The 11330-nt window shown below is 34.4% G+C and carries 12 protein-coding genes; 9 read left to right on the top strand and 3 right to left on the bottom strand.

The window, feature by feature from the left end; all coding sequences use genetic code 11:
- Positions 1 to 89 precede the first annotated feature (89 nt).
- Together folP and cdaA are read left to right on the top strand one after the other, a co-directional pair.
- On the top strand, positions 90 to 929 hold the full coding sequence (gene folP / locus RM706_RS13780; RefSeq protein ID WP_311352535.1) for a dihydropteroate synthase: 840 nt from the start codon (positions 90 to 92) through the stop codon (positions 927 to 929).
- Between the two features lie 38 nt (positions 930 to 967).
- Complete coding sequence (cdaA, locus tag RM706_RS13775) at positions 968 to 1753, top strand: diadenylate cyclase CdaA (RefSeq protein ID WP_311352533.1); 786 nt, start codon at positions 968 to 970, stop codon at positions 1751 to 1753.
- A gap of 30 nt (positions 1754 to 1783) precedes the next feature.
- Here cdaA and RM706_RS13770 read toward each other — a convergent pair whose 3' ends face one another.
- Together RM706_RS13770 and truA are read right to left on the bottom strand one after the other, a co-directional pair.
- Positions 1784 to 3556: an ABC transporter ATP-binding protein gene (locus RM706_RS13770; protein WP_311352531.1), complete on the bottom strand. Its 1773-nt coding sequence runs from the start codon at positions 3554 to 3556 to the stop codon at positions 1784 to 1786.
- Entirely contained in the window at positions 3549 to 4295 is a 747-nt protein-coding gene (truA, locus tag RM706_RS13765; RefSeq protein ID WP_311352529.1) for a tRNA pseudouridine(38-40) synthase TruA, read from the bottom strand. The genes RM706_RS13770 and truA overlap by 8 nt, the downstream gene beginning before the upstream one ends.
- A gap of 88 nt (positions 4296 to 4383) precedes the next feature.
- Here truA and RM706_RS13760 point away from each other — a divergent pair, with 88 nt between their 5' ends.
- The 3 genes from RM706_RS13760 to RM706_RS13750 are packed head-to-tail and all read left to right on the top strand — an operon-like array spanning position 4384 to position 6720.
- A complete protein-coding gene (locus RM706_RS13760; protein WP_311352527.1) occupies positions 4384 to 4878 on the top strand; it encodes a metallophosphoesterase family protein in 495 nt (164 codons plus the stop codon).
- Between the two features lie 2 nt (positions 4879 to 4880).
- Entirely contained in the window at positions 4881 to 5807 is a 927-nt protein-coding gene (locus RM706_RS13755; RefSeq protein ID WP_311352525.1) for an MBL fold metallo-hydrolase, read from the top strand.
- Positions 5808 to 5856: 49 nt separating this feature from the next.
- Positions 5857 to 6720, top strand: a complete 864-nt coding sequence (locus tag RM706_RS13750) for a DUF6503 family protein (protein WP_311352523.1) — start codon at positions 5857 to 5859, stop codon at positions 6718 to 6720.
- Positions 6721 to 6797: 77 nt separating this feature from the next.
- On the opposite strand, the gene RM706_RS13745 is transcribed toward RM706_RS13750, so the two are convergent.
- Positions 6798 to 7208: a DUF4293 domain-containing protein gene (locus RM706_RS13745; protein ID WP_311352521.1), complete on the bottom strand. Its 411-nt coding sequence runs from the start codon at positions 7206 to 7208 to the stop codon at positions 6798 to 6800.
- Between the two features lie 189 nt (positions 7209 to 7397).
- On the opposite strand from RM706_RS13745, the gene rho reads away from it, so the two are divergent.
- The 4 genes from rho to RM706_RS13725 all read left to right on the top strand — a co-directional run bounded on the left by rho (position 7398) and on the right by RM706_RS13725 (position 11158).
- Positions 7398 to 8975, top strand: coding sequence for a transcription termination factor Rho (rho, locus tag RM706_RS13740; RefSeq protein WP_311352519.1), 1578 nt, complete (start codon positions 7398 to 7400; stop codon positions 8973 to 8975).
- Between the two features lie 139 nt (positions 8976 to 9114).
- Positions 9115 to 9771, top strand: coding sequence for a hypothetical protein (locus RM706_RS13735; RefSeq protein WP_311352517.1), 657 nt, complete (start codon positions 9115 to 9117; stop codon positions 9769 to 9771).
- Positions 9772 to 9778: 7 nt separating this feature from the next.
- Positions 9779 to 10471: a hypothetical protein gene (locus RM706_RS13730; RefSeq protein WP_311352515.1), complete on the top strand. Its 693-nt coding sequence runs from the start codon at positions 9779 to 9781 to the stop codon at positions 10469 to 10471.
- Positions 10472 to 10480: 9 nt separating this feature from the next.
- A complete protein-coding gene (locus RM706_RS13725; protein ID WP_311352513.1) occupies positions 10481 to 11158 on the top strand; it encodes a hypothetical protein in 678 nt (225 codons plus the stop codon).
- Positions 11159 to 11330: the final 172 nt, after the last annotated feature.

Raw genomic sequence — 11330 nt, 5'->3', positions numbered from 1 at the left:
AGGTTAATTTATGTAAATTTCGTCAATTGTACTTGACTCGAAATAGACATCGGCAAATATAATGAAACCCATTAAAGCGAAGTTTTTTTATGACAATAAACTGTAAGGGAATGCTAATTGATTTGAACACTCCAAAAATCATGGGCATTTTGAATTTGACTCCAGATTCCTTTTATGATGGAGGTAAATTTAAAAACTCTGATTCTATATTAAGACAAGTAGAACTTATGTTGAAAGAAGGGGCTACGTTTATCGATTTAGGTGCTTATAGTTCCAGACCTGGGGCTCATCATGTATCTGAAGAGGAAGAGCTTCATAGATTACTACCTACAATCAGTGTAATTTTAAAAGAATTTCCTGGCTGTTTATTATCTATCGATACTTTTAGAGCAAAAGTTGCCCATAAATCTTTACAATTGGGTGCTGCACTTATAAATGATATTTCTGCAAGCAACCTTGATAAAAATATGTTTGATATTGTTGCTCAATATCAAGTACCTTATATAATGATGCATATGAAAGGAACGCCCCAAAACATGAAAGAACTGAGCGATTATGACGATATGATAAAAGATATTCTTTATTATTTTTCGGAAAGAGTGGTATTGGCCCGGAAGAAAAAAATCAATGATATTATAATTGACCCTGGGTTTGGTTTTGCAAAAAACACAGCTCAAAATTTTCAACTTTTAGCACATTTTAATCTTTTCAAAACCTTTGAACTGCCTCTTTTAGCTGGCTTAAGTCGTAAGTCAATGATTTATAAAACTTTAAAGTCAAGTGCGTCAGAAGCACTAAATGGCACAACAGCATTACATATGATTGCTCTTCAAAATGGAGCCAATATCTTAAGGGCTCACGATGTTAAAGAAGCTACGGAATGTATCGCCTTGCACCATGAAATACAGGCCAATAGAATTTCAATTTAGGTAGCGCTATTTTTCATAATTTTACAAAAACACCGCCATTGGAATTTCTAAATTTTTTGGATTTTAAAATCACGGATTTCATTGACATCGTTCTAGTTGCAGTACTCCTCTATTACATTTACAAACTGGTCAAAGGCACAGTAGCAATCAATATTTTCATTGGTATCGTAATCGTTTGGGCCCTTTGGAAATTAACAGAATTACTACAAATGAAGATGATTAGCAGCATGGTAGGCGGGTTCATGAATATTGGTTTAATTGCTTTAATCATTGTATTCCAGCAGGAGATAAGAAAGTTTTTATTAATGATTGGGTCAACCAATTTTGCTTCTAAGCGAAACTTTATCAAACATTTTAAATTCTTAAAACAAGAGGCCTTACCAACCGATACTGATGTGAATGCCATCGTTGGTGCTTGTGAAAAAATGGGTATAAGTAAAACTGGGGCTATTTTAGTCATAGAAAAAAACAACAGCCTTGATTTTGTTAAAGCGACCGGTGATAAAATGAATATAGAAATTACGCAACCCATTATCGAAAGTATTTTTTATAAGAACAGCCCATTGCATGATGGCGCAGCTATAATTCAGGATAATTACATTACAGCAACTAGAGTTATCTTACCTGTTTCAAATGAAAGGAATATACCCCTACGTTTTGGTTTAAGACATCGAGCAGCAGTTGGGATAACAGAGAAAACGGATGCCCTATGCTTAGTGGTAAGCGAAGAGACCGGGCTTATTTCTTATATTAAGAATGGAGAATTTGTATTGTACAAAAGTCTTGATGAATTAACTGAAATGATTAAAAAAGATTTGACATAATCCACTTTCAAAAATATAAAGTGGCTTACTTTAGGCTACCTCTTCAACCATAAATTGCGCCTCATATAAATCACTATAATATCCACCCTTTTTAAGTAGCTGCTTATGTGTGCCACTTTCGACAATTTTACCAGCTTCCATAACCAAAATTTTATCCGCCTTTACAATAGTGGCCAAACGATGCGCTATAACTATGGATGTCCTGCCTTCGGTGATTTTTGCAGTCGCTTGTTGTATCAATTGCTCTGAATAGGTATCAATAGATGAAGTAGCCTCATCCAATACCAATATACTTGGATTACTTACATATGCTCGTAAAAATGCAATTAATTGTCGCTGTCCACTTGAAAGCATGGTACCTCTTTCTTTTACATTATAATCAAAACCTCCTGGTAATCTGCTGATAAACTCATGAACCCCTATTTCTTTTGCAGCAGCTTTAATTATTTCTAAACTTATCGATTTATCTTGCAATGAAATATTACTTTTAATAGTATCCGCAAACAAAAACACATCTTGCAAGACTACCGCGATATGTGAACGTAAAGAATGTAGTTTAAAGTCGCGAATATCTGTCCCGTCAATTGATATGCTACCCGAACTAATTTCATAAAAACGGTTCAACAAATTGATAATGGTAGATTTCCCGGCACCAGTAGCTCCTACTATAGCAATAGTTTCCCCTACCTTAACGTCAAACGAAATTCCATGCAAAACCTCTTCATTTTCAACATAACCAAAATGAACGTCCTTAAATTGAATATCACCTTCAACCTCTTCTTTAAGTATAGTACCTGAATCATCAATATGACTATCAGTATCTAGTATCTTAAAAACCCTATTTGCCGCTACCATACCCATTTGTAATGTATTGAATTTATCGGCAATTTGACGTAAGGGACGAAACAGTAAATCCATTAAAAAGAAAAAGGCAAAAATTGAACCCGTATCATTTAGTAATTGATTATCTAAATTTTGAACAACTCCAAAATAAACCACCAAACCAATACCGATGGAGTATGAAATTTCGGCAATTGGAAAAAAAATGGAATTGTACCAAACCGTCTTCAACCAAGCATTTTGATGCTTTTCATTAATAGACCTGAATTTCTCTTTCTCAATTTCTTCTCTATTAAACAGCTGTACTATTTTCATACCCGCTATTCGTTCTTGTACAAAAGAATTTAGGTTAGATACCTGTGACCTAACCTCAATAAAGGCAACTTTCATGGCCTGTTGAAACAAGCGTGTAGCAATTAAGATAATAGGTAAAATTGCAAATACTATTAAAGCAAGTTTCCAATTGATGTATATCATTACAAATGCTCCGGCCAGCATTTTTAATAAATCAGAAACTATTACAAAAAACCCTTGGCTAAAAATTTCTCCTATGCGCTGCATATCGGCAACAGCTCTTGTCACTAAAACCCCTATCGATGAATTGTCAAAATAGGTCATTTTAAAACCAATCATTTTCTTGAATAGTTTTATCCGTAAATCTTTAATAACAGACTCGCCCAATAAATTGGCAAAATAATTAAAACTGAGTTGACAAAGAACCTGACCCAGCAGAACACCCCCCATGACCAAAACCAACAAGGTCAGTAATTCAAGACTACTTTCAGGCAATGCCGTATTAATAATTTGGCGCACAAGAATCGGCGTTAAAACTGCAAACCCAGCCAAAAAAATGGCCACAAAAGCTACTAACCAAAAAATAGGTCTATATGGCTTTGTAAATTCAAAAACTCGTTTAAAAAGTCTAAAATCAAATGCTTTTCCTTGCTCTTTTTCGCTACTCATCAAATATTTTTTCGGGGTATAAAACTTTGGTTAAATATAATCCTTTTGCTGGCACAGAAGCTCCTGCTTCGCCCCTATCTTTACTTTCAATAATTGCTCTTATTTTTTGAGGGTCATTTTTGCCCAACCCAATTTCCAAAAGGGTACCAACTATTGCGCGTACCATGTTTCTTAAAAAACGGTCCGCTGTTATGGTAAAAATTAATTTATCATCTTTCCGATGCCAGACCGCTTTCTTAATTTTACATAAAAATGTTTTTACATCAGTGTTTGATTTCGAAAAGCACTCGAAGTCTTCATATTCCATTAAAATACTGGCTGCCTGGTTCATAGCATCCAAATCTAAAGCAGACCAAATAAAGTGGGTGGAATCAATATAGAATGGATTCTTGTCTTGAACAATCCAATATTCATAAGTGCGTTCGATAGCATCAAAACGGGCATGTGCTTCAGGTAGAGTTAAAAAAATAGATTTTACCGCAATATCAGGTGGCAAAAAACCATTCAATCGGCGTGTTAAGTCAATGGAGTCTTGAATTGGCCCAAAATCAAAATGTGCAAACATTTGTTTGGCATGAACCCCGGTATCTGTTCTACCCGCACCAGCTGTTTCAATCTTAGACCTTAAAAGTGTTGAAAGTCCTTCTTCTAAAATCTGTTGTACTGTAATAGCATTGGGTTGGTTTTGCCAACCGTGATATGCCTTCCCGAAATAAGAGAATTGAATAAAATATCTCAAAGTAAACCGCTATTTTTAGCTGGATAAAGATACTTGAATACCAAAGAAAGCGGATGGCACCACTATTTTTTAGCATATTTTTAGCGTTATGACCAAAATTCTATTGCTTTCTGATACCCACGGCCATATGGATGACACCATTCTAAAGTATGTAAGACAAGCGGATGAAATATGGCATGCAGGGGACATTGGCAGTCTTGATGTGACAGATAAATTAGAGGCCATTAAACCCCTTAAAGGGGTTCATGGTAATATTGATGACCATATGATTCAAAAAGAATTTCCAGAAAATAATCGCTTTTTTTGCGAAGATGTTGACGTTTGGATTACCCATATTGGGGGTTATCCCACAAAATATAATGTTCGGGTTCGCGAAGAAATAAAAGCAAATCCACCTAAATTATTCATTTGTGGACATTCACATATTTTAAAGGTGATGCATGACAAAAAGTTGGATGTTTTACATATGAATCCTGGAGCTTGCGGAAAACATGGGTTTCACGCAGTAAGAACTATGCTCAGGTTCAAAATTGATGGCAAGAAAATTAGTGATTTAGAGGTTGTTGAATTAGGAAAAAGATAAGTATGAAAGTTTTTTTTAATATCATCTTGTTCTTTGCTTTTGTAACCTGCCAGTCACAAACGAATCCTAAAGTATCATTAGTTGTATTAGGAACGGTTCAAGATGGAGGAAGTCCTCATATTGGTTGTAGAAGAGACTGTTGTATTGAGTTGTTCAAAAATCCTGACCCGACTCGAAAGGTTGTTTCCCTTGGTGTTATTGATCATGAAAATGATAAGACTTTTCTTTTTGAAGCTACGCCCAATATAACATCCCAATTGAAATTGCTTAAAGAAATCGGACAAAAAGAAACTGAAATTCCAGATGGAATTTTCTTGACCCATGCCCATATTGGACATTATACGGGCTTAATGTATTTAGGTCGTGAGGCCTTAGGAAGTAATTCTACACCGGTATATGTTATGCCCAAGATGAAGGGCTTTCTAGAAACTAATGGTCCGTGGAGTCAATTAGTACTTTTGAAAAATATCAACCTCCACCAAATTAAAAATGAAAATGAGATTGCCCTCACTAATAATCTAAGTGTAGTTCCCTTTACGGTACCTCATCGCGATGAGTTTTCAGAAACTGTAGGATATAAAATTATTGGACCTAACAAAGTGGTTCTCTTCATACCTGATATTGATAAATGGTCTAAATGGGAAAAATCTATTCTCGAAGAAATCAAAAAAGTGGATCTTGCTTTTTTAGATGCCTCTTTTTTTGATGGAAAGGAAATCAAAAATCGAGATATTTCTGAAATTCCACATCCATTTGTCATTGAAAGCATGGCTCTTTTTAAATCGCTTTCTAATTCCGAAAAGAAAAAGGTGCATTTTATCCATTTCAATCATACCAATCCTTTACTTAATCCAAAAAGCAAAGAAGCAAATCAGGTATTGCAAAATGGCTTCAATTTTTCAAATTTCAAAGACGTTATTAGATTGTAGTAAGGATACCCGATTTCTTCGTCTAACACCTCAAACAATATAAACCATAATGAAATTAACTCTAAAAATTTTATCAGTTCTGGCTCTTTCATTATTTATTTCTTGTGCTGAAAAAACAAAAAAGGAAGTAAAGAAAACAGGAGCAGTTGTAGAAGAAGTGGAAAAAGCACCTATCTATGATACCAATGACCCGCAAACAGTTCTAGCAGCAATTGAATATGCCCACGGCGGTTGGAACGACCTTTGGAAAAAAGGAGATGTGCAGTACACTTATAATTATCACAGCACAGATGCCAATAAAACCGATATTTCAACTGAGCGCTATATTTTTAGTAATGAAGCCTCTTACGGTCATTATACCAAACATGAAATTAATGTTATGCCCGATGTTGAAGGAAATGTTACCCAATGTTTTGACGGTGAAAAAACTGTTGTGCTTATTAATGGCGAAAAAACCGATAATCCGCAAGGCAATGTAGTAGGTGATTTTTTACGCAAAGCAAATTATTTTTGGTTTGTTATGCCCTATAAACTAAATGACCAGGGAACAATTACGACTTATATTGGTCAAGAAGAATTGAATGGTAAGACCTACGATAAATTAAATGTTACCTATGATCCTAAATTAACGGGCAAAGAAGAAAACGATATTTATATTCTTTATGTGAATCCTGAAACGAAGTTAATTGACCGTTTTTTCTTTTCATTGCCATTTATGGGGGTGAATGAACCCGTTATTATCGCAGATTATGAATATTCTGATGTTGAAGGCCAAATGATTGCGACAAAAAGAAATTATTATATGCCAAGCCCTAATGGCTATGCAGACTCACCAAATTTAGTGCAAACCCTAACAGATATTAAATTCAACAGCGGTTTTACCACCGACAATTTAATGGCGGCCTCCAAATAAATAGGGAACTTATAAAAGCTAAAAACCCCGATGTAAACATCGGGGTTTCACGCACTAATACTACTAAGATGTTAGGTTTAACGTAAACGATCTACAGATTTTACAAGATCCTCATCCTTTTTGATAGCTCTGTTGGCCAGAACCAGAAAAACGATAGAAAATACAGGAATCAACATCCCAATACCCTTCTCAGAGACCGCCGTCCCTCCGGATAAGTTTAGTGATCGGTAAACGAAAAATCCTAGTAAAAAAAGATTCAATATCATGTTCAATCTGTTTACCACAAATTGGTTTTGTCTTTTCTTATAAAGAAATATGGCTACAACTGCCAATATAGCCACAGCATAAAACGCAATCGAAATCAGTATGTCATTTTTTGCATAATATACTTTGATTTCGGCCTCTACCCAAAGATTTATAAAAAAAGGTAGAATTGCTGAAAGCAAAGCCACTATGAGCAAATAAAACGTTTGAATTCGTTGAATCATTGTATTTTGCCTTTTCGGACAGCAAAAATACGTGTCTTTTCGATAAATTTCCCTAGTTGTTGAAAAATAATTTGTATCATTGTAATGTTATTAACAGAACACTTACCCCGAGAAATCTTTCTCAATTGTAATATCCAGAATAACATTTTACTTCAAAATTATACACAAGTCTAACTTATTGATTATTTAATGTTCGAGATTTCAGATCTAAAAGCAAAAAAGCTTCCTGAGCTACAAGAAATAGCTAAAGGATTAAGTATCCCTAAATTCAAGACCACCAAAAAACTGGATTTGGTCTATCAAATTCTTGATGTTCAGGCATCTAACCCAAAAGCAGTGGCACCTAAAGTCAGTGAACCCGCAGAAAAAGCCGAGGCAAAACCGAAAAGGGCAAGAGCTCCAAGAAAAGACAATACTAAGAAAGAAGCTGAAAAACCCGCTTCCCCTGCCCCTACTGAAAAGAAAAGTACTCCCCAAAAAACCAACAATCCGCAACCTCAAAAAAGAGAGCCGCATAAACAAAATGGGCAGCACAAACATCAAAATCAAAAAAGGGAGCAGCGCAAGCCTAATCCGCGTCCTCATCAAGATAAAAAGAATAGCAACTTTGATAAAGATTTAAAAAACCGCTATAAGGAGCCAGAATTTGAGTTCGATAGTATTATCGAAAGTGAAGGGGTTTTAGATATAATGCAAGATGGATATGGCTTTTTAAGGTCATCTGATTACAACTATTTATCATCACCTGATGATATTTATGTATCACAATCTCAAATTCGCTTATTCGGATTAAAAACAGGGGATACTGTGCTGGGCAATGTTCGCCCACCAAAAGAAGGTGAAAAGTACTTCCCTTTGATAAAAGTGAACAAGATTAACGGAATTGACCCGCAAGTGGTTCGCGATCGTGTATCTTTTGAACATTTGACTCCGCTTTTCCCTAAAGAAAAATTCAATTTGGCTGAACGCCAAAGTACGATATCGACCAGAATCATCGATTTGTTTTCACCAATTGGTAAGGGGCAACGTGGTATGATCGTTTCGCAACCAAAAACTGGTAAAACGATGTTGCTGAAAGACATTGCCAATGGTATTGCAGCAAATCACCCAGAGGTGTATCAAATTATTTTATTGATTGATGAACGCCCTGAGGAGGTAACTGATATGCAGCGTAATGTTCGTGGAGAGGTTGTAGCTTCCACTTTTGACAAGGAAGCTACCGAACACGTTCGTGTTGCCAACATTGTTTTAGAAAAAGCAAAACGTTTAGTAGAATGCGGTCATGATGTTGTTATTCTATTGGATTCTATTACACGTTTGGCAAGAGCCTACAATACAGTACAACCAGCCTCAGGCAAAGTTTTATCAGGAGGTGTAGATGCTAATGCTTTGCATAAACCAAAACGTTTCTTTGGTGCGGCACGTAATATTGAAAATGGAGGTTCGTTATCCATTATTGCGACGGCATTGACAGAAACAGGTTCAAAAATGGATGAAGTAATTTTCGAAGAATTTAAGGGTACCGGTAATATGGAGCTTCAGTTAGATCGTAAAATATCTAACCGAAGAATATTTCCGGCTATTGACCTTACCTCTTCAAGCACAAGACGCGATGATTTATTGCTAGATGAGTCCACCATACAGCGTATGTGGATTATGCGTAAATACCTTGCAGACATGAACCCAGTTGAAGCGATGGAATTTATTGAACAACGTTTTAAACAGACAAAAAACAATGAAGAATTTTTAATGACTATGAATCAATAGGTTACTTTAAGAATTCAATCATATATTCTAAACCTCAATGGTACTTTACTATTGGGGTTTTTTGTTAAAGTCGTTTTAATAAAAACCATATCTTTAGCGAAGATTCCCCTATGAATTGTAATCTTTTAACACTTAATGTATGAAAAACACTAGCAAATTTTGGTCACTTTTAGGACTGACTATTGTATTCTCAGCCTGCCAAGAACGACCCAAAAAAGAAAATCAAGAAACACCAGCCGAAGAAGTTAAACCAATGGTAGTTGAGGCTCCAAAGGGAATAATCCCAAATACAGAGGCAAAAGCTATTTATGATAATTATTCAACCAATAGGGTGCCTATTATTAAAGAATATGAAGAACGTAGAAGCCCAAGTGAAGATTTTGTTGTGACCAGATTCATTGATTTTGATTACAAATCAATACGACAATATTTAGACTATATCGATCAAGAAGCGGCTAATGGCGGTGTAAAAAATGTAACTAAGTTAAGAGTTTATCTTGCTGAATATGATAGTGAAAATAAAAACTCTAGAAGAAATACTGTTTTCTTTGTACCAACTATGGATGTAAATGGTGAAAACCTTGGGTTTTTCATAGGAGAAGACGGTAAAGCAAAAACCATACGTTCTATTACACAAGCTGATGACATGAAGCAAATGGGAAATATTCAATCAAAAGAACAAAAGAATTTTGCTGGTCTTTTTCCAAGTTTCTCTCTTAATACTAGTTTACAAGGCGGGGGCAGTTTGACATATAATAGAGGTACATCAGCTCCTCCTCCAAATGCGGATTATTAAAAAATAAATGTTCCCAGAAATTTCAGACTTTCTACTAGAGAATTATTTTATTTCTATTTATGGAATAACATTAGTATTATCTATAATACGGTATCGAAGATATTTTGATACCGTATTAAAATATTTTCCAATAATCATAGCTTACACTCTTTTTAATGAGATTCTAGGTGGAATGATAAAGTATTTTGATGAATTCCAGGTTGTATTTATTGATAAGTATTCTTATTACAACGTGATACTTTTTAATCTTTATTCTTTGATTTTCTTTTTATTTTTCTATTATGTTTATTGGAATTCCATTCAGAATATATCTCACAAGAACATAGTCAAAATTGGTGCTGTAATTTTCTTAAGCATTTATATTTTAAGTTTATTTTTTCAAAATCCCATGCTCATGCATTTATACTATGCCTATACTATTGGAGCTATTGTTTTGATTTTATGTGTTCTGTTTTATTTCAAAAAAATATTTTCTGAAAAAGAAAAACCTTATAAACATCATCAAAACTTACTTTTCTGGGTAAGCTTAGGGCTTCTGGTTTTCTATGTATTTGATCCAGCTCTTATGATTATAGGTTTAAAAAATGACTACATCTATATAAAATATAACTTGCATACTTTATTATACATATTAATTGTGGCCATGTATACTTTTTTTATAATTGGTTTTTTACTTGGAAAAAGAAGAGCATTTCGCTAAATCAGTTCTGTGATAGAATTTTTAGAGTCGAGTTATTTTATTGTTCTCTATTTGGTTACTCTAATCGTGGCCATTGCTACCTATCGTAACTATTTCGATACGGCATTACAATTATTCCCCATTTATATCGCCTATACTTTTTTTACAGAATTGCTAGGTTATTTTATCACAACCTATGAAGAGTTTTCCTTTTTTGAAGACATTGCCTATTCTTGGCATAATGTGGCTATTTTTAATCTCTATGGTGTTTTAGTTTTTAGTTTTTTTAGCTGGGTATATTATCAAGTCCTTGAAAAAAATAGCCATAAAAAGATTGTTCGCTGGGGCAGTTTGGCAATACTAGCTTCATATTTAATTAGCAGCTTTTTTCAAGACCCTTTGCACACTGGCCTATTTTATTCAGATGCGCTGGCTTCTTGGTTTTTAGTATTAGTTGTACTGCTATACTTTAAAGAAAGGCGTATTCAAGAAAAAGTAATATTTGACCAATATAACCTGATGTTCTGGGTAAGCAGTGGCTTGTTCGTTTTTCATATTTTCTTTCCTTTTCTGTATGTAACAGGCTTTCTAAAACCCAACATATGGATAGCTTATCATTTTAGAGAAATACTGAAAATTCTAATTGTAATATCATACTCATTCTTTCTATGGGGCTTATTGGTAAGTAAACGAAATGCATTTCATTAAATGTAATTTCACCTCTGATTCTTCTAATTTCACAACATTACAGTGCGCTTTATCGGTAAAATATATTTTTCTGTAGTCTTTTTCGTTCATTTACAGTGCTTTTTACATATAAACTATTCATCGATAGATTTGAGTAGTATATCGAAACTTAACACTAGTTCCATATAATATT

This window comes from Croceitalea rosinachiae, assembly GCF_031846445.1.
Classification (GTDB): Bacteria; Bacteroidota; Bacteroidia; order Flavobacteriales; family Flavobacteriaceae; genus Croceitalea; species Croceitalea rosinachiae.
Note: the sequence above shows the minus strand (reverse complement) of the source record. Positions and strands in the feature narration are given on the sequence as shown.